The following is an 18,887-nucleotide window of genomic DNA, read 5'->3' on the forward strand; positions in this document are numbered from 1 at the left end:
GCCATCCCGGCACCAAGTTCGCATGCCCACGCCACCGGGGCGGTTCCCAGCTGACAGACAGCGTGGGCAATGGTCGCCGATGCACTGGCCGGGGCGGGCGGCTTAGGGGAAGGGGTTACCGTCCGCAACCAATCACCGGTGATCGCGGTGTGCTCGGCGCTGAGCATGGCAGTCTCCAATCGGGGCGAAGCAATGGCGGAGCTTGTCGTCAGATCAGTGGTTGATCGACGAGCTCGTTCTTCTGCACCTTGCCCATCGCGTTGCGGGGCAGAGCCTGGACACGACGAATCTCGCGCGGCCGCTTGTGAATCGACAGCGTGGTGGCCACGAAAGAAGACAACTCGGCAGGGTCGACTGCGTCGCCGACGATGTAAGCGACGATGCGTTGGCCGAGGTCGTCGTCGGGCAATCCGATCACGGCAGCTTCTGCGACGGCGGGATGATTGAGGATGGCATGCTCGACTTCACCTGCGCCGATTCGGTAGCCCCCTGACTTGATGAGGTCGACCGATTCTCGCCCGACGATTCGGTGGAACCCCTGGGAGTCGATGACTGCCATGTCACCGGTCGCGAACCAACCGTCACTGGTGAGCTCCGTGGCTGTCTTGATGGGATCACCCAGATAGCCGTCGAACAGGGTGGGCCCGGCGACCTGAAGGTGTCCGACTGTCTCGCCGTCATGCGGTACGTCGCGTCCGGCGTCATCACGAAGACGCGTGCTGACGCCGCGGATGGCTTGCCCGACCCAGCCGGCTCGTCGTTCCCCGTCCACACGGCCGCTCACGGTGATCAACGTTTCGGTCATGCCATAGCGTTCGATTGGCTGATGGCCGGTCAGCGCCCGCAGCTCCTCGAGCACGGGGACGGGTAGCGGTGCACTTCCCGACACCAGCAGCCGAGCGGCCGACAGTTTTCTGGCAGCGGCAGGGTCGGCGCAGATCCGTGACCACACTGTCGGCACGCCGAAGTACAGGGATCCGGCGGCGGCCGCATAGGCGTCGGGCTTCGGCCGAACCGTGTGGATCAGCGTTGATCCACACCTGAGCGCTCCGAGCACTCCCAGTAGTAGTCCGTGGACGTGGAAGAGCGGTAATCCGTGTACAAGGACATCCTCCGAAGTCCACCCCCAGGCGTCGGCGACACCATCGAGGCCGGCGGCCACGGCGGCTCCGGACAACACCACGCCTTTGGGCGGTCCGGTCGTCCCCGACGTGTACATGACGAATGCTGTGGATTGCCCAACCGGTTCGGGTCGGCTTGTCGAGGAACGCGCATTGAAGTCGACCGGAACCGATGGAATGCTCAGCCCGTCCGTCGCCGCGCCCAGGATGAGTGCTGCGCCGGAATCGCTGAGGATGTGGGCACGTTCAGCCGGCCCCGAATCGGGTGGAACAGGGACGGCGGCGGCTCCGGCCATCAAGCACCCGACCACCGCCACGATTGTCTCGACGCTGGCCGTTGCGTCGATGGCCACGGTTGCAGCTCCCTCGATCTCTGATGCCACGGCGGCGGCAGCGTCGACCAGTTGACCTCTGGACAGGGAATGGTCACCAATTTGAACCGCTGTGCCGTCAGGGAGGTTCGGGTGGTGACGTGTCAGTGAGCCGAGGAGTGGCACGCCGGCGCCAACAGTCATGGGTTCCTCACGACGAGCAGCGTTGCGCCCGTTCTGCCTGCACGGATCGAGCGGACCGCGCCCTTCGGCAAGTACGCGGAGTCACCGACGTTCAGCGCGGCAGGTTCACGGTCGGCGACATCCATGGTCAGCTCGCCTGCGAGCAACACGTAGAGGGTTTCGCCTGTCACCGGACCCGAATCAACCCATGCCCCTGGGTCGAAGCGCGAACGGGTGGCGATGAGGCGTTCGGTTGGGCCGGCATCCCCACCGTGCAGCCGACTGGGCTGCACACCGTGGTGATCGGCGGTCGGGGCGACAGGAACGCCCCCATCGGAGCGTGCGATGTGCACGCGGGCGGATTCGTTCGAAGCTGGACCGGGATTCGTCATGGCGATCGGGTGGGTTCCGTTCCTCCTACGTCGGTGTGTCAACCGAGGATCTGTAGGGCTCGGACCGGGCAGACGTCGGCTCCGGCGTGTGCCTCAGCGGCAAGTTTCGGTGACACCTCGGGCTCGAGAACCTTCAATTCGCCGTCGTCGTCGAGTTCGAAGATCCCCGGGGCAGCACTGACGCATTGTCCATGGCCTTCACAGCGGTCCCGGTCCAACTCGATGCGCGGCATATCAAATTCCTTTCGCGGAAGCGGTGGTGACTGTCACGGGTACGCTCTGCCAGCCGCGGACGACGTTGTTGATTCGTCGAGTCGGAGTGCAGCTCAGTTCTAAGGTTTCAACCTGATTGACCAGTGCGGTGAGGACGCAGCGCGCCTCCATGCGAGCCAGTCCCTGTCCGGCACACGTGTGCGTGCCGAGGCCGAAGGCGAGGTGATCGAGGGCGCGGCGATGAATGTCGAAGCGATCCGGATCGGGATAGTGTGCACCGTCTCGGTTGGCCGACCCGAGCAGAACGAACACCTGGCTTCCGGAGGGGATCGTGACGTCACCGAATCGGTAATCGCGGGTGGCGGACCGGCCGAAGCCTTGCACGGGGGATTCCAGGCGAAGGACCTCCTCGTACGCCAAGTTGACCAGTGAGGGGTCGGCGCGCAGCGCCGCCCACTGGTCGGGGTGTTGTGCCAGTAACGCCACGGCCGCGCTGATGGAGTTCACCGTGGTGTCCATGCCTGCTGAGCCGTAGGCCGCCAGCAGCTGTAATCCACCGGCCGCGTCGATCTTTCCCGCGTCCACCGCCTCGTAGATGGTGGCGGCAAAGCTGCCGGGCTTGACGCGGTCCCGGGTGGCGGACACGGCCAGGTATTCGTACATCTCTTGTGTCCGGGCGAATCCCTCCTGCATTCGGGCGTTGTCCGGGCCAAAGGTGTTGAAGACACCCTCCGCCCAGTCCATCAGGTGTTCGCTTGCCTCCTCCGGGAATCCGATGAGGTCGACGACGACTGACATGGGGAAGGCGACGGCCAGGTCTGCCACCGCATCGAACGTGCCTTGGCTGACCACCTTTCGAACGAGTTGGTCGGCCTGCTGCTGCATGTCGGTGAGCAAGTCCTTCAAGCTTCTCGGGGCGAGTCGTGACGACAGGACACGGCGCAGGTCGTCATGCAGAGGCGGGTCGGAGATCAGGACGCTCCCCGCGGCGATGGTGTTGATCTGTGCGTTGAGCCCTACTCCGGTGGCCGAGGAGAACGCCTGCCAGTCACCCAGGGCTTCGCGCGCGGCTGCATAGCGCGGAATTGCCCAGAGTTCGTGAGCGCTCATCCACACCGCTGGGCCGAACTCGCGCAACTCCGCGTACACGGAGTACGGGTTGTCCAGCGTGGCATCGGAGAACAAGTCGATCGTGGAGCCCATGGTTTCAGTGCTGGTCATTTGGGTGGTACCTGCCTTTCGGTGATAGCTGCCTGCAGCGCTGAATGGCGCTCTCGCTCTGTAGGTTTCATGCCGAGGGAAGTGCCTCGTCGGCGCTGCGAGGTACCGTTTTGGCCGACAGGTGCAACGCGTCGAACCCGCGGAACAGCCCGGTCGAATACCGGGGTTCCTCAGCCAGTTCGACGTGCTCCAGGCGATCGAGGAGCACGTCGATGGCGGCCGGAATCTCCACCTGTGCCAGGGGCGCACCGGTGCAGCGGTGGATTCCCGCCCCAAAGGACAACTGCATGCGGGCATTGTCACGGTGGATGTCGAAGCGGTCTGGATCGCTGAACACTTGCGGATCTCGATTCGCAGAGGCGATGCTCGGCGAAATGAGCGTCCCGGCCGGGAGCATGACGCCGGAGATCTCGGTGTCAACGACGAGGATTCGGGCCATGGCGTCCACAGCGGCCTCGTAGCGGAGGATCTCTTCGGCTGCGTTGGGAAGCAGACTTCGGTCTGCTTTGAGGGCGGCCCACTGGGCGGGATCGCGCAGCAGTTGGTAGATCCCGGTGGTCAACGCGCTGGAGCTAGTCTCGTGACCGGCCAAGATCAGAGTTTGGACGGTTGCCCAAAGTTCGTCCGAGTTCAGCTGTCCCGCATCGGCCGTGGCGATGATATCGGTGAGGATGTCGTCGTCCAGCGGGGCCGCTCGACGCTCCTCGATTCGTTGCTCGACGTAGAGGCGGAACTGTCGGTTCGCTTCGTTGGCCCGATCGATCGTATGCGGCCCCGCAGGAAGAGTGTGCGGTGACAGTTCGGCGATGAGATCTTCATCTTCCTCCGGCAGGTGCAGCAATCCCATGATCACCTGTACGGGTAGCGCGAACGCGAAGGTACGCGCGACATCTACTGTGCCATCAGTGGGGAACATGTCGACGAGGTCATGCGCGCGTCGGCGAATTTCGGGTGCCATGCGCCGTGCTAGGCGCAGGTTGATCTGCCGTACCGCATGGCGCATGGCAGTGTGCCGTGGTGGGTTGGCCATGATCAGCGCGTGCGATTGCCAGTCGAACAGCGGGCCGCTGGTGCAGCCCATCGAGGCCACCCACCCCGTCTCCACATTGCGGAACCGCTCATGGTCGGAGTACGCGTTACGCACGTCGTGGTAGCGCAGGACGTTGACCCGGCCGAACTGGTCGAGCGCAAGGCCGGGGTCGGTGTCACGCAACTCGGCCAGCACCTGATACCGCGCTGGCCCGTGGAATCGTGGGTCCAGATAGTCGAAGGGCGGCAGGTCGATGACCGGGGTTCGGGTGTTGCTCATCGTTATGTCCTCACATCGTTGGGATTGAACTCGATTCTGAGCTCGCATTGGCGGCGGCCGTGTCACGGCGCAGTGCCGAGCGGAGGAAGGCGGCGGTGACGGCGAGATGCGCGGTTGAGTCGAAGGCCTGGTCTTCGTGCCCTGCCCCGCCGACGGTCAATAGCATCGACGTGGCGCCGGCCCGGGTCAGTGCAGTGTGCAGTGCCAGACTCTCCGAGGGAGGAACGATGCGGTCCCGGTCGCCATGGGCGATCAAGAAGGGCGGCGCGTTGGTGTGGACCCACTCCAGCGGGCTGGCCTGTCGGGCGAGGTGTGGGTCCCCGGCGATGTCCGTCCGCGTGGGGAGGCCGAGAAAGGCCGCCTCCGGGCCGTCCGGTAGTAGCTCGGTCTCCAGCGGGCTGCGGGTCGTGGTGGACAGCAGATCGCTGATCCCGAACCAGAACACCACGGCGTCCACATCACTGGATTGCTCCTGATGGTCGCCGACGGTTCCTTCCCACTCTCGCCGGCCCGCGGTCAGTCCGGCGAGCGCCGCGAGCACCGCGCCAGCTGAGGCACCCCAGATGCCGACGCGCCGGGCGTCGACGCCCAGCCCGCCGGCATGTGCTCTGACCCAGCGGATGGCGGCCTTGACGTCATGAAGCTGAGCCGGGAAGTGGGCGGCGTCGACCAAGCGGTAGTCGATCGAGAGGACCGCCAGCCCCATGGCCGCCAGCGCTGAAAGGCGACTTGCGGCGTAGTCGGTCCGGCTTCCGACCGCCCACCCGCCGCCGTGGACGTAGATCACCACGGGTGCCGGCTGCGCGGCCCCGGGTAGATAGAGATCGGCGTGCAAAGTGTGCGCGTCGACAACCGCGTAGGTCAGATTGGCGACGACCGAAACCTGTTGCCGTGTGGTCATGTTGGCGCGTCCTGGGTGTCCGAGAGGGAGGGCAGCAGGACCGTGGCCACCCAGCTGCCAGGGGCGAAACCCTCGATAACTGGTTCCTTGCGGGTCAACAACCATCTGCCGTCGGCCCCGCGACGGAAGGTGTCGCGCCAGCGCCCCCAGTGATCGGGGACGGCCAAATCTGTGACGGCGATGAAATAGCTGTCCGTGTCTGCTGTCGTGTCGCTGGTGAAGTCGATTCTGACGGTGGTGATGTGGTGCCGGATGAAGTTCGGTTCACTGCCGCTAACGACTCGATGAATCTCGGTGCAGGAGACCGCAGCTCCGGTGGTCAGGATGAAGCGGCCATCCTCGTGGAACAAGCGGTGCATGCCCGCGAAATCCGCCTGCTCGATGGCCATGTTCGCGTACTCGTGCAGGACCTCCATGATCTGGGAACGGGCGGCGACGCGGTCGAGACCGGTTGGTCCCTTCCGGACACCAGCGCGCTGCAGTGGCTCCGGCGCGGTCATTGCACCCCCACCGCGTTCGGTGCGAGCGCGGAAGCGAGTTCCAGGATGATGTCCGGGACGTCGGTCGCGGTCTCGGCGACACCGTAGATATAGAAGTCGGGCCGGCTCAGGAAGGCGGTGACCCTGTGCTCGCCGAAGAACCGCCCATAGGTGCCGTCGAGATCGGTCACCTGGCCTGGTTGGTCGCCCAACACCACAATGTGCACACCGAGGCGCCTAAGATGCGTTCTGCATGCGTCGGTCAATACGTCGTCGAGCGGCTCGGCGCTGACGAGTTGGAAGCCGAATCCCGTGAGATCGTCGAGCAGACCTTCACGGCCGTTCATCCGGACCCGCCCCTGGGGACTGAGGTGCCCGACCGGCGCAGTGACGGCGTCGGAGCGGCCGCGATGGAGTAGGCCGTTGACAAGTGGTGGCACATGCGGCGGAGGAGCCTGGCCGCTGCGCAGAAGGTCGTCGCGCGCCGCCGCCGCCGCCGGTTCGAGTTCGATGAGGAGCTCCCACGTCTTCAACGACCCCTGCACGACCGGGATTACCGCGGTAAGACGTTCTTCTTCGTAGGTGTCGAGAAGGTCCTCATGGGCGCGTCCCTGCAGGACTGCATCGAGCTTCCAGCCGAGGTTCATACTGTCGCGCATCGCTGAGCAGGAGCCCTGGGCCATGTAGGGCGTCATTGAATGAGCGGCGTCGCCGCCGAGAAAGATGCGGCCCTGCCGGAAGCTCTTCGCGTACTGGGACAGGAATCGGTAGAGCTTGCGGCGCGTGATATTCACGCTGGAACGGTCGATTCCGATGTTGTCTTCGAGCCACTGGTAGCCATGCGCATTGTCCATCAATTCGGATGCGCTCTGCCCGGGCATGATTCGCACATCGGTACGGCACCGGCGGGTTCCGTTCGGTCCCCAGAAGTAGGGGCCGCTCGGCCTCATGTTGATGATGGTGGGTGGCGGTTGCACCGCTGGGTCGACGATGTCGAAGTCGGTGAGAATCCACTGATCGGTGTGGGTGTGTAGGACTTCGAGTTCGATTCCGAGCGTGCGGCGGACGAAGCTGGAGGCGCCGTCCATGCCGACGACGTATGAGGCGGTGACGACCCTCTCACCGTCAGGGGTTTGAGCGGTGACACGTACCGCGTCACCGAGGTCGTGCAGCGCGACGACCTCTGCGCCCCAATGAACGTCGACTGACGGGCATCGGTCGATGCTGTCTTGCATCGACGCCTCGATGTGCGGTTGGTGCAGGCTCAGCCGCGCTGGATGCCCGCAGATGTCGAAGCGCCAGTCGACCTCGAGGGCCACTTCACCGTCGGCGCCATAGAAGACGTAATTGGGTTGGGGGATGGATTCCGCAAGGGCCTGCTCGGCATCACCGGTATGCTGCAGGATGCGCGCGATCTCGCCGTCCAGAGTGCTCATCCGTGGGAGCCCGTACGGTTGGGGATACTTCTCGAAAACCGCGACTCGGTGGCCGTTCCGGCCCAGCAATGAGGAGATCACCTCCCCGCCCGGGCCAAATCCAACTACGACGACATCGACATCGACGGGCATGCGTTACTCCACTTCTAGTTTGGGCAACCACAGCTCTGTGATGTGAAACTCACCGAGGCGGCAAATGCGACATTAAGCACAAGGACGCATCGACGCCAGCAATTGAAATCAATGCTGAGCATTGACCGCATCAATATGTGGGTAGTTGCGAAGCCTGTTCGAAGAGGCGGTCGCGCAACCAACGCTGCGCCGGATCGTCGGTCTTTCTATGGCTCCAGTAAAGGGTTTCGTTGAGCGAGCGAAGTTCTACCGGCGGCTCGAGGATCTTCAGGGGAATGTGGGCGGCGATATGCCTGGCGAGCCGCTCGTGCGCCAACGCGACCATCTGGGTGCCGGCGACGAGCAGTGGTAACACCGCCAGACTCTGTGCGCTCATCTCGATCCGGCGTTCGACCTGCAGCGCGTCGAGCTGTGAGTCGGCGAGGGAGGGATGCTTGCCTGCGTCGAAGGCGATGTAGGGGAGTTGCGCGAATTGCTCGCGGGTAACGTGGTCGCCGACGGAGTGGTTCTCCGCGTCAGCCACGAGCACGTAGCGGTCGGTGAACAAATATCGGTGAGCGAGTCGGGTTCCGGGGTCCATGAGCTCGGCAGGCAGCACTCCCAAATCCATGTCGCCCGAACGGATCTGTTCGACGTAGTCGCCGTACATCATCTCGACGTTGATCGTTTGCAGCGGAGCGGTCTCGGCGAGCTGAGCGATCAACGGCCGAAGAAGAATTAACACCGAATAGTCACTTGCGATGATCGTGAATCGCCGACGATCGGTCATGGGATCGAAGCCTGTCGACCGGCCGAAGACGGCGTCAGCGGATCGGACGGCCTCGCGTACTAGCGGCGCCAGGGTTTCGGCGATGGGGGTGGGGACGAGGCTCTTGCCGTCCGATATGAGGAGGCGGTCGCCGAAATGCCTGCGTAATCGTCGTAGCGAGGAACTCATCGCCGATTGGCCGACCGACAACCGTTCGGCCGCACGGGTGACATTGCGTTCTTCCAACAGGGCATCGAGAGCTAGGAGTAGGTTGAGGTCAACCGACCGCAGGTCCATAGATCTTGAGGCTAGCCCGTTGTCGATGCCGACGGTGGTAAATCTCTCTGTGCGCTACAGCGTGGTGGTCGAGTTCCTGGCGCCGCTGGACCGCCTTGCGGTTCGACGGATCAGTTCGCGCCTCCTGTTTCAGGACGAACGCGTCGGGATCGCCGATCTGCGAAGACCCGGGCTGAGCCTACGGGCAATCGCCACTAGGCTCGCTCGACTACCGTCGACGATTTCGGGTGACTCGCCGAGCTTTTGCTTTGGCGGTGGAGCCCGCAACAGATCAGCCGCCATCTGCGCCACCGCCTTCCCGGACGACCCGTCGACGCGGCGTGTCATGCAAGCACATATCGGGCTGTCTACGAACCGTATTCGCGCTTTCATCGACCTTCTCGGTTTGGGTGTCACGTTGCCGCCCGCTGCTACGCACCGGCCGAGATCACCGGCTAGCGCACCACCGACAGCAGCATCGGCGGGGTTGCTTCCAGCAGCCGATGCTCAGCATCTACGACCGGCCGCTTCCTTGCGTCTGACTGGGCTGAAGCGGGCCATTGGGAGGGGGACTCGATCATCGGTGGCGCCCATTTCTCGGCGATCGCACCCTCGTCGAACACAAAATCCGGGGGTGCGCTGTGGGCACCTGCTCCGAAGGAGACACCGACTCCCTGCACACCGCCCCGGTTGGCGCTCAGGCCCGATCACCTCGGAAGCTGATGTGGTCGATCACTTGGGATCAGGGCACCGAGATGGCACGCCATCGCACCTCGTCTAGCCCATCATCCGGCCGTGGGATCCACGACCGTGATTGGGCGGGAAGCACAACGACGCCATCCAGGCTGTATCGCTGCGCACAAGACAGCCACCCGTACGGCCCGATTCACTACTGACAACAGCACCGTGATCGGAGAAAACAAAACATGTCTTCCGCAGCTACTACCCGCCGCCGAGCATCACATACGGCAGGTGCTCGACGAACGTGGAGCGCGAAAGCGGCTGTCGTGCTGTCGCTTTGCCTGCTCGCTGGTGCTGGATTGTCGATTCCGCCAGCTCACGCTGACGAAAGCCGGTATCAACAGTTTTACACTCCGCCTGACCCGCTCCCGGCCGGCCTGCCGGGAGACCTCATCCGGTCCGAACCCTCTCGGCTGGTACTAGAGCCTTCTGGCCAGCTAGGCAGCTTCATGGGAACCGGGACTCGCATCATGTATCGCAGCACCGATGCTCAGGGCCAGCCGGTTGCTGTCACGGGCACCTACATCGAGCCTCACGTGCCATGGCCGGGGAAGGGCCCCCGTCCCTTGCTCGCCTACGCGACCGTGCCATTCGGAATGGGGGAACAGTGTGCCCCTTCCCGAATGTTCAACCAGGGCATTCACGCATCCCTCGATACGGGGCTAGACGTGATGTTCAACATCGAAGAAGGGTGGATCGCGACGCTGCTGGCTCGCGGATTCGCCATCGTCGTGACGGACGGCGTTGGCAGTGGAATTCACAGTTCAGCCTCCCCGCAGTTCCTCAACCGGGTCGCCGGAGGGACTGCGCTAATCGATGCAGCTCGGGCCGCGATGAAACTTCCCGGAACTTCCTTGGATCCACATGGCCCAGTTGCGTTCTGGGGATGGATTTCTGGCGGACACGCTGCGCTCTCCGCCGCCGAACAGGCGGGCAGCTACGGTGCGGATCTCGACGTCGTTGGCACGTACGCCGCCTCCGCGCCCACCGACCTCGCCGAGGTACTGGCACCGAGTGATGGGAACGTTTTGGCCGGGGTTACCGGGTACGTGCTGCGCGGAATCATTGCTTCCTACCCTCTGTTGGACCAGCCGATCCGGTCCACCCTCAGTCCGCGTGGTCTGGAGATGCTCGAGAACACCGGTCGCCAATGCTTGGCACAAACAGCCATTGACTACATGTTTCGGCATTTCGACGGATGGTTCAATAACGACATCTACGATGCCGTGAAAGCTGAACCCTTCAAAGGTCTTCTGGCGGCACAGCGAATCGGAAACACCAAACCGACGGGACCCGTCTACTTCGAGCACAATCGCTGGGATTCGTTTGCTCCCTATGCAGCCGCCCGCCAAACGGCCGCCGACTGGTGCGCCAAAGGCGCTGATGTGACCTTCTGGACCAATGAGCAACCGCCCCTCTGGAACAAGCTCGACACGAACTCTCTCCTGGCACCATTCGTCGACGGCGAACGCAGCATGGGTTGGCTTGCTGACCGGTTCAACGGCATTCCAACCAGCCCGAATTGCCCTGAGATCATGCCTTGACGAGCGCCGCACAGCGATGCACACCCGAGGCCAATTCGTTTGGGTGCACGCGTTGTTTGGGTGCACGCGGACGTGTGGTGCACACGTTGCCCTTGGGTCCTTGTTCGTGGGCGAATCTAGGCGCCACTGTTCGGCGCGCATGCACGCCGATGTGCTGACCGGGGCTCACGGTCCGTGGACGCTGGCCCATCCGAGCCCTAGATGTGTCGTCGAGACAAGGGCATATCGTCGATAATCCATTTCCTAATCGACTGCCCCGACGGCCTCCAGCCAAGGGCATGTGCCCGGGTGGCGCGTACACGGCTGTTGCTGCCGAATGCGAAGCGGGACTGTCAGTTGATGGATCGATGTGATCTAGGTGCGGAACTTGTCCGCAGCGCGCAGCGCCTCGTCCAATGGCGCTCGCTGCTGTCGATCACCGAACTCATAGATGCGGGCGATACGCCCTTCGTGAACGGTCACCAGAAGGCATCTGGCGATGTGGAGTGGGCACCCGTTGAGTTCGCCGGAGGCGGTTGCGGCCAGTGTGAAGCCGTCATGGCCGATTTGGAGGGACCAGATCCGGTCGGAGTGGCCCTGCACGATGTCGGAGGTGGCGTGCAGCATCCGCAGCATCGCGCTCGCGAGTTCTTCGCCCGCCAGCCTCATGACGTCCTGGTCGAAGTTATGCCAAACCTCGACCGTTGGGGCGAACAGCTGGGCGAAGTGAGGGTCGACCTGCGTCAGGTCGTAAGTCCGGGCAAAGCGGTTGGCGACGTCTCGAACAAGGTTCGGCGCATGCGGGTCTTCTTCGTGCCCAGAGGCGGCTCTCTCGGGGGCTGTGGGTTCGGCATCGCCGGTCATGAGAGTTGTCCTTCTTCAGTCGTCGTCTCGCGTCCGTATCTGCGGGGCGCTCAATGATCAGATTGGCCGGCAGCAGCGCATCTTGGCAAGCGTAGTTGCCGAATTGGCAAAGCGAAGGTGTGGACGACGTCGCGGCGACGATGACAGCGGTGGTCCGCGGTTGCGGGTCCCGAAGCGCCACCATTCTGGGGCACCCCGATCGGCGCCTCGACGGGCATGCACAGCTCATCCCAAGCGGCCTCAGGAGTTCCACTGTGAAGCGGCGATCTCGGCCTCCAACCGTGAGTGTGCTCGAAAGGCCGGTCGCTGCTACGAATTTGGGTCAGGGCGAGGTTGCTGTGCGTGCTTCGGCGGGAGCAGTAGTACCTTCGCCGCGTCTTTGTTCAATGTGGCGACTGGACCGGCGCCCGGGGCGGCGCAGTTCGGTCAGGACTCCACATGCGCAGGTGCTCCATGATGTCGGTCAACCAGACCTCGTCACGGCGGTCTGCGGAGAACTGGCGGTCCACGAGGTCGTCGTGGACCGGCGGCCCGGACTTTCTGTTCAGTCCCCGCTTCTTGGCGAAGATCGACCAGATGCGTTCTTGCGAGCACAATCGAGCCACCCTGTTCTCCCCGGCGACGATGCCCCGCGAGGGAAGTTCGTCGGCGATGAACCGGTATCCGAAGGCCGGGTCGTCAGCGTGGATGATCATGGCTGTGTTGATCAGATGGGCATCATCCTAATCCCGTTGCGACAAAGAAGCTTTGCGCCATTTGCAGAACGCTTGGGTGGAGAACCCAAGCACCCGGCAGGCCACCGTGACGGGCACACCGTCAGCGGCAAGGTCGAGGACCAGCGGGTATGTCATTTTGGGTTGACGTCCCGACTGAGATAGCCGACAGCACGGAGCATCACCTCGACCTCCTGCTCGAGCAGCTTGATCCGCTTGCGCGCCTCGCGCAGCTCCGCGGACCCGTCACGAGCCACTGGTGACCCCGTCCGGTCGACACCGTCCTCGCGGTCGGCGATCTTCAGCCAGCGATGTAGGCAGGCCTCAGAGATGCCGAAGTCCTTCGCGATCTGACGCAGCGGCGCCTCGCCCTTTCGGGCCACGGCTATCTCATCACAACGAAACTCGGCGGGAAATGCTTTCGGCACGGGAGTTGATCCTTCCAGCAAGGAACGAATCCTCACAGGTCAGGAGTCAACCGAACTGAACTGGGGGCAGTCCCCACCGTCGACCTTGACTGCCAGCGCGAAAGCTAGAGGGCCTTCTCGTAAATGATGAAGTCGCACGGCGTTGCCAGCCGCGTGGCGAGCTCCGGGTACATGGCGTCGAACGCGCCCTTGCGAACGATGGCGTAGCCCGACCGTTCGTTCCAGCGGGCCATGAACTCCTTCGACTCCGGTGTCCAGTCTCGGGGAACAAGCAGTTCGATTTGCAGGGTCTTGACCCCCGCCTGGCGAAGCATCGCGGTGACGTGGCGTCGCAGTTGGCGTCCGATACCCAGATTCCGGTGGCCGGGATGGGCCACGAGCATTCCCGTCTCGGCGGTGCCCGCGTCGAGTCGGCGAACGCGAATGGAGCCCACGATGTCGTCCCCCCACCGTGCGACCACGATCTCCCCGGCCCGGGTAAAGGCGGTCATCTCGTCGACGTTGGTGCGCGTGGTGCCGGGCAGCCACAGCCCGTGTTCGGCGGTCGCGTACACCTCGTTGACCAAGTCGGTGAGGGTGCGCATGGTGTTCGAGTCGTGGCTTGTTCCTGGCGGGAGCGCTTCGATACGGAGGGCGGGCGACGTCATCGTGTCCTGACTTTCTGGTGGATGTTGCGGTTGCGCCGCGGTGGTGATGAGACGGGCGGGCAGTCACTCTGCGTCGCGAGTTGCCTAAGGTCTCAGGAGGCGTGGGTGACTCGCCGGGGCGGGTCGCGGAAGGCACGGGAGGGTCACGCGCAGATTGCCGCCTAGCAGAGTCGGCCAGTTCGGCTGTCCACGGTGGTTCATCTGTAGCGGAAAATTGTAGCGGGTTTGACGGTCGATGACTTTAAACTGTGCGTCGTCAGGTCTTTTGGATGATGAGAATGCGCCGCGGAGGGGTGGGACGAGTCCCAACGAAGTGCTAACCGCCCTCGACGCCGGATGGCGTACGCAATTGAACGACGCGACGTGGTTCGGCATACAGTCCCTCGCTGATGGCGGTGTACTTCTGGTAATGGGGCGTAGCGAGCACGCGATTGATGAAGTCGTCCCGATCCTGCCAATGTTCAGACAGTACGAACACGCGAGGATCGTCAACCGACTGGCCGACGTTGAGGTAGACGCATGTCTTCTCAGCCCGCGCAGCGGGAAGCACTTCCGCCAGCGCTTGCAGATATTCGTCGATGCACTCTGACTTGATGGTGAGCGTGATGTTGAACGACAACGGCTCAGTGGGTTTCATGTAGGTTCCTTCTTCTCCAACGTGCGGTTCGAAGGACACGCGCCCCGGTGGGGACATTGGCAGGTGACCTGTCACCGCGCCTTCCGTGAGCAACGGACCCGACCCATGTGGGGCGGCAATCTTTGAAACGTGCACGCAACGGCAAACATTCGCATGGACTTGCGGTGTTCGCCTGTCGTCAAACAGCGGACTTTCGTGTACTCATTTCGCCCCAGGTGCGACCCAGCGGTAACCGCCTGGATAGCGGCGGCCACGCGGTGCGCGGTGGCGAGGTTCGTCGCGAACACAGCGGCGGAGGCCATCCTTGGTGTCCTCGGCTCTGGCAAACCGGCGCGCGCACACTGGACGTCTCCTCTTGGTCCGTCAGGCCAAACGCTACGGCGGCACGCGTGGCGAACCATTTCAACGACCAAATAACTTCAGGGGTAGTCGCGGTGCGCCACCCGCAACGCGGTCAGGAGACTGCACCAGATGTCGATCGCCCGGCTGAAACGTCGCATTGTTGAGTGATCAGTCAAGACGGCGCGGTTTGTCACGCACGTACGCCACTCGAAGGAGGCAATGGGTGATGACCAACTCCTTCGAGATCCGCACCGACTATGCCGGAAGGCTGACCAGCTGAGCCGGAGAGAGCGGCCCGCAGCAAGGCCTTGCCCCGGTGCAACCGTGACCCGACAGTGCCGACCGGGATATCAAGCAGTGCAGCTACCGACGGCGCTCGGGTAAGCGCTTCCGCTGGACCGCGGGATGACGCCGTCCCGGGAACGTGCGTGCCGGTCGATGGTGTGCATCGGACACATTGGCTGAATCTCCTCGCTCGGTATGTGCCGGAGCTGTCGGGTAACACGAAACAGGTGCTCCTGTCGTCGCGCTTCTTGTGCGAGCTGGTCGTGACAGGGCTGCTGCAGCTATAAGCATGTGGCGCGGACGCGCGCATTGATCCGCGCCGCGAACCGCGGTCGATCAACACCGTCCTGTATGGAAGGTTGGGTACCTCAGCCGGTTGCAGGCGACCGAACTGAGCGACGAACTGATGGTCGACATCGTGGTCGGGCTGACGCCGGCTGATGTCGGCGTCCGAGCGATGAGCGCTTGCTCAGACCCGCGCTGTGGGCTCTCGTAAGTGCCCGGAGGGTAAGGCTTTTAGGCCGGGGTCGGCGGGAAGAGTGATGCCGAATTGACTGGAGAAGATGTCGCTGATGAGTTCGTAGCAGGACCCGATCCGCACCACTTCCATTGTCGTGAAGTCGATCATCGTCGAGGATCGGCGATAGAGGTGGTACTTGCGAAGGCCGTGATCGACGACGAGGTCGACCGCGTCGATCACCGGTTGCTCGATGTCTTCGACGCGGAATTTCGTGCCGGTACCGGTGAGATTCGCCGACGATCCGAGCAGGGGCACCCCGTCACGGTGCGCGAGCCGGACCACCGCATGCTGCAGCCTGCCGCCGTTGACCAGGATCGCAAGTGTGTCGCCGACGGTGCTCGCCTGTAGCGTCTCCGGCTCGATGGCGGCCACGACGGGATGCGAGGGGTCGTAGGGCGCGACGACGGCCAATGGAAGTCCGGCGTCCAGCACGACGGCGTCGATCATGTCGTGCTCTTGGTGACCGAGACGGTGGATCTCCCGGTGGAGTTCGTAGTCACCGGCCATCGCATGCCGCTTGTGCGGCGCCCGTTGTTTGGCCCGAAACAGGCGCAGCAAGGCGTCGCTAGAACTTGCGACGGCCCCGTATCCGATGTCACTCGGCATGATCACCGCACCGCCGGCGACCACCGTCTCGTAGATTCGTCGTGCATCTCCAAAGATGTCGTTTCTGCTCATGATTCCGTTCGCTTCGTAAATGTGCGCGGATGAGCCGCGTCAACGTCCAGACTGGACACCGGTCACTCGCTTGTGCAACGTTGGTTTCATCTGTAGAAACCAAGAAGGTGTGATGAGCGGATCCAGACCCGTCGAGGACGCTCGGCCGGATCTTCTCCGGCGGCCGCTGCGCGTGCTCGAGGCGCTCGGCGGCATGGAGCAGCCCGCAAGTCTGCTCAGCGTCGCCGCGGCGGTGGGCCTTTCCAAGGCGAGCACGTATCGCGTGCTGCGCACGCTGCAGGACGACGGCTACGTGGACCATCTCGGCCGGCGTGGCTATCGCATCGGCAGTCGGTCGGTCGCGCTCGGGTCGCTCATCGGCGCGCGGCCCAACTTGATGCAGCGAGCCCGTCCGGTGCTGTCCCGGCTCGCCGCCGCGGCCGGGCAGACGACGACCCTGCATCTCCGCAGCGGCGGGCACCGCGTGCTCGTACTCTTCGCCGAGCCGAATCCACATCCGGATCCCATTGAGGTGCGGCTCGGTGAGCGGGCGCCGCTGACCTCGGGGTGCAGTGGCCGGGCAATTCTCGCTCATCTATCGGCGGAGCAGGCGACGGAGGTCATCAAGAGTCACGTGGGCGCACGTGCACGCGCTCGATTGGAGCGTGACCTGGAGACCATTCGCTGCGACGGGTATGCAATGTCCTTTCGTGAGAACCACGCCCGGTTTCATGGGATCGGTGCCGCTCTGCTCGACCCCGATGACGACCGTCCACTCGGGTCCATCGCCATCGCGGGCACCGATCGGCGGCTGCCGGAGGATGCGTTGCGGCGTCTCGCGCGTCCGCTGACCTCTGCGTGTATGCAGCTGGCGCCACACTTGGCGACCGTCCTCGGCCCCAATTCTTCGATTGGCTTGGAAGCTCTCGACGTCACCATCCAGTCCTTCGTCAATTCCGCGACCGTGCGTTGACCCGCGTACAGGCATCTGGCGATGAGGGGTAGAACCCCGGCCTTACCTCGGAAAGGCTGACCTGGCTCGGGGTTTCACGGTGTGAAGGGATGCCGCCATCGACGTAGACGGAGGTCGGCTCCAGTTGTCGCAAAGCTGCGTCATCTCTTGCGGTTGTCCGCGATGCGCCCAAGCCACTCGGTCATGAGATTTTGTTCGGCCAGCGTCAGCGGAAGGTCGTCCTTGGCTCCGATGGCCTGCCTGAGTGCCGTGGCCCGTCCGGTGAGCGTCTTACGAGCCCTGCCGGCCGCGGACGAAACCGTGATGTTTGCGATGGCGTCGTCCCGCGCGATATCGCTGAGCCCGCGGTCGCGGTTCGCCGCGGGAACATTCATCTGCGTGATGACGAAGCCCACCGCAGGATTGGAAAAGCGCTGTGGCGCGCTCGACACTCATACGCAACACGCCCTGATCCGCGATCCGGGCGATCGCTTCCTGCAACAACAAGACAGTCGTCTCCGCCGCGGCTGAGATCGCATCCGCGCGCCGGGCGTGCCCGTAAATCAGGGCGAAACACTCGGGTTGCGCGAACCCGAATGACACGAACAGGTCCCAGAGTCGTCGCAGATCGTCCACGGGGTCGTCTGACTGCTCCATCAACCTGCGTTTTTCGGCGATGTAGCCCTCGACGATGTGCACGGCTACGGCTTCGAGTAGTCCGTTCTTGTCACCGAATTGACGGTAGAGCACCGGCGGTTGGTTGCCCGCTGCAGCCGCCACCGCGCGCGTGGACACCGCCTCGACTCCGCCTTCTCGCAAGAGCCGCGCCGCGGCCTCCAGTAAGCGGTTCGACATCGATACGCGTGATGCGGCGGCCATGTTATCGACGATAGCGCCTGCCCAGGGGGTGCCTAGCGGACTACGAGCGTTTGGCTCGCAGAAAGACACGCGCATGGGAATAGTTTCCAGGGTTAGTCGTTACTCAGTATCGTCGGAAACACACCGGTTGTTACGGAGCACTCCGGAGCCCGAGCACGTGTGCGACGGCGCCTGCCGGCATTACCGCCGAGCAGACCCCACAGCGACTCTCGACTGGAGGCGACTTCGTGTCGCCTTTGGCAGAGATAGAAGTCGCGATTTTCCCGGTATCAACTTGAAGGAGCGATGATGACCGAACGACTGGATGGCAGAACGATTCTCGTGACAGGAGCCAATGGCGGGCTAGGACAGGAGTTCGTCCGTCTGGGCGTGGCCCGCGGGGCCCGCCGCGTGTACGCAGCCGCCCGGACACCGCGCGCGTGGGAGGACGCCCGCGTCGTCCCCATCACACTTGATCTCAACGACGCCGCATCCGTCGCTGCGGCCGCCGCAACTGCGACCGACGTCGATCTGCTCGTCAACAACGCCGCCACTGCGCCTCCCAATGCAGGTACCGTACTCACCGTCGACGACGAAACTGCGCACGCTATCTTTGAGACCAACTACTTCGGAACGGTCCGAGTGACAAGGGCGTTCGCACCGGTCCTGGCTGCGAACGGGGGTGGCAGCATCCTCAACGTGCTGTCCCTTTCGGCATGGACGCCCATCCCGACGGCCTATGCCGCCTCCAAGGCGGCGGCGTGGTCGGCCACCAACGCAGTTCGCGCCGAATTGGCACCGCAGGGCACGGCGGTGACCGGCCTGATGGTCGGACTGATCGACACGGCGATGTCATCCGACTGGAAGATGCCAAAGATGAGCCCGGCGAGCGTTGTCGAGCAGGCCTATGACGGTGTTGCTCACGGTGCCTTTGAGGTGCTCGCCGACGAGGAGACTCGAACGGTGAAGGGGAAGCTCAGCGATCGCGCCGAGGACCT

18 protein-coding genes and 1 pseudogene are annotated in these 18,887 nt (G+C 63.7%); 4 read left to right on the forward strand and 15 right to left on the reverse strand.

Features of this window, described 5'->3' with window-relative positions:
- Nucleotides 1-208 precede the first annotated feature (208 nt).
- The 9 genes from ABW137_RS28350 to ABW137_RS28390 form a co-directional block, all read right to left on the reverse strand.
- Nucleotides 209-1,636 (reverse strand): AMP-binding protein, encoded by a 1,428-nt coding sequence (locus tag ABW137_RS28350; protein ID WP_526404983.1) that lies wholly within the window; start codon nucleotides 1,634-1,636, stop codon nucleotides 209-211.
- On the reverse strand, nucleotides 1,633-2,007 hold the full coding sequence (locus ABW137_RS28355; protein ID WP_526404985.1) for a cupin domain-containing protein: 375 nt from the start codon (nucleotides 2,005-2,007) through the stop codon (nucleotides 1,633-1,635). Before ABW137_RS28355 ends, ABW137_RS28350 begins: the two co-directional genes overlap by 4 nt.
- A 38-nt stretch (nucleotides 2,008-2,045) precedes the next feature.
- Nucleotides 2,046-2,240: a ferredoxin gene (locus tag ABW137_RS28360; protein WP_526404987.1), complete on the reverse strand. Its 195-nt coding sequence runs from the start codon at nucleotides 2,238-2,240 to the stop codon at nucleotides 2,046-2,048.
- Between the two features lies 1 nt (nucleotide 2,241).
- Nucleotides 2,242-3,441: a cytochrome P450 gene (locus ABW137_RS28365; RefSeq protein WP_526404989.1), complete on the reverse strand. Its 1,200-nt coding sequence runs from the start codon at nucleotides 3,439-3,441 to the stop codon at nucleotides 2,242-2,244.
- Nucleotides 3,442-3,508: 67 nt separating this feature from the next.
- On the reverse strand, nucleotides 3,509-4,750 hold the full coding sequence (locus ABW137_RS28370; protein ID WP_526404991.1) for a cytochrome P450: 1,242 nt from the start codon (nucleotides 4,748-4,750) through the stop codon (nucleotides 3,509-3,511).
- Nucleotides 4,751-4,760: 10 nt separating this feature from the next.
- The gene (locus tag ABW137_RS28375) at nucleotides 4,761-5,651 is read right to left on the reverse strand and encodes an alpha/beta hydrolase (RefSeq protein ID WP_526404993.1); all 891 of its coding nucleotides are present in this window, start codon (nucleotides 5,649-5,651) and stop codon (nucleotides 4,761-4,763) included.
- Nucleotides 5,648-6,151 carry a nuclear transport factor 2 family protein gene (locus tag ABW137_RS28380; protein ID WP_526404995.1) on the reverse strand — a complete coding sequence of 168 codons (504 nt, stop codon included), beginning with the start codon at nucleotides 6,149-6,151 and terminating at the stop codon, nucleotides 5,648-5,650. The genes ABW137_RS28375 and ABW137_RS28380 overlap by 4 nt, the downstream gene beginning before the upstream one ends.
- The gene (locus tag ABW137_RS28385; RefSeq protein ID WP_526404997.1) at nucleotides 6,148-7,698 is read right to left on the reverse strand and encodes an FAD-dependent oxidoreductase; all 1,551 of its coding nucleotides are present in this window, start codon (nucleotides 7,696-7,698) and stop codon (nucleotides 6,148-6,150) included. Before ABW137_RS28385 ends, ABW137_RS28380 begins: the two co-directional genes overlap by 4 nt.
- A 130-nt stretch (nucleotides 7,699-7,828) precedes the next feature.
- Nucleotides 7,829-8,743: a LysR substrate-binding domain-containing protein gene (locus ABW137_RS28390; protein WP_526404999.1), complete on the reverse strand. Its 915-nt coding sequence runs from the start codon at nucleotides 8,741-8,743 to the stop codon at nucleotides 7,829-7,831.
- Nucleotides 8,744-8,768: 25 nt separating this feature from the next.
- Here ABW137_RS28390 and ABW137_RS28395 point away from each other — a divergent pair, with 25 nt between their 5' ends.
- Together ABW137_RS28395 and ABW137_RS28400 are read left to right on the forward strand one after the other, a co-directional pair.
- Complete coding sequence (locus ABW137_RS28395; protein ID WP_526405001.1) at nucleotides 8,769-9,503, forward strand: helix-turn-helix domain-containing protein; 735 nt, start codon at nucleotides 8,769-8,771, stop codon at nucleotides 9,501-9,503.
- Between the two features lie 145 nt (nucleotides 9,504-9,648).
- Nucleotides 9,649-11,007 (forward strand): lipase family protein, encoded by a 1,359-nt coding sequence (locus ABW137_RS28400; protein WP_526405003.1) that lies wholly within the window; start codon nucleotides 9,649-9,651, stop codon nucleotides 11,005-11,007.
- A 354-nt stretch (nucleotides 11,008-11,361) separates the two neighbouring features.
- Here ABW137_RS28400 and ABW137_RS28405 read toward each other — a convergent pair whose 3' ends face one another.
- From ABW137_RS28405 to ABW137_RS28425, 5 genes and pseudogenes are all read right to left on the reverse strand, one after another.
- The gene (locus ABW137_RS28405) at nucleotides 11,362-11,850 is read right to left on the reverse strand and encodes a hypothetical protein (RefSeq protein WP_526405005.1); all 489 of its coding nucleotides are present in this window, start codon (nucleotides 11,848-11,850) and stop codon (nucleotides 11,362-11,364) included.
- Between the two features lie 446 nt (nucleotides 11,851-12,296).
- A pseudogene (locus ABW137_RS28410) lies at nucleotides 12,297-12,991 on the reverse strand (IS3 family transposase); the annotation flags it as partial.
- A 104-nt stretch (nucleotides 12,992-13,095) separates the two neighbouring features.
- Nucleotides 13,096-13,575 (reverse strand): GNAT family N-acetyltransferase, encoded by a 480-nt coding sequence (locus tag ABW137_RS28415; protein ID WP_526405007.1) that lies wholly within the window; start codon nucleotides 13,573-13,575, stop codon nucleotides 13,096-13,098.
- 379 nt (nucleotides 13,576-13,954) lie between these two features.
- Nucleotides 13,955-14,275, reverse strand: coding sequence for a putative quinol monooxygenase (locus ABW137_RS28420; RefSeq protein ID WP_526405009.1), 321 nt, complete (start codon nucleotides 14,273-14,275; stop codon nucleotides 13,955-13,957).
- Nucleotides 14,276-15,371: 1,096 nt separating this feature from the next.
- Nucleotides 15,372-16,100 (reverse strand): L-threonylcarbamoyladenylate synthase, encoded by a 729-nt coding sequence (locus ABW137_RS28425; RefSeq protein ID WP_526405010.1) that lies wholly within the window; start codon nucleotides 16,098-16,100, stop codon nucleotides 15,372-15,374.
- A 112-nt stretch (nucleotides 16,101-16,212) separates the two neighbouring features.
- On the opposite strand from ABW137_RS28425, the gene ABW137_RS28430 reads away from it, so the two are divergent.
- The gene (locus tag ABW137_RS28430; protein ID WP_526405012.1) at nucleotides 16,213-17,052 is read left to right on the forward strand and encodes an IclR family transcriptional regulator; all 840 of its coding nucleotides are present in this window, start codon (nucleotides 16,213-16,215) and stop codon (nucleotides 17,050-17,052) included.
- A 270-nt stretch (nucleotides 17,053-17,322) separates the two neighbouring features.
- Here ABW137_RS28430 and ABW137_RS28435 read toward each other — a convergent pair whose 3' ends face one another.
- On the reverse strand, nucleotides 17,323-17,910 hold the full coding sequence (locus ABW137_RS28435) for a TetR/AcrR family transcriptional regulator (protein ID WP_526405014.1): 588 nt from the start codon (nucleotides 17,908-17,910) through the stop codon (nucleotides 17,323-17,325).
- A gap of 288 nt (nucleotides 17,911-18,198) precedes the next feature.
- On the opposite strand from ABW137_RS28435, the gene ABW137_RS28440 reads away from it, so the two are divergent.
- Nucleotides 18,199-18,887 (forward strand): SDR family oxidoreductase (locus tag ABW137_RS28440; protein ID WP_526405016.1); only part of this gene is annotated, 689 nt, incomplete at its 3' end.

The organism is Mycobacterium sp. (genome assembly GCF_040509115.1).
Taxonomy (GTDB): domain Bacteria; phylum Actinomycetota; class Actinomycetes; order Mycobacteriales; family Mycobacteriaceae; genus Mycobacterium.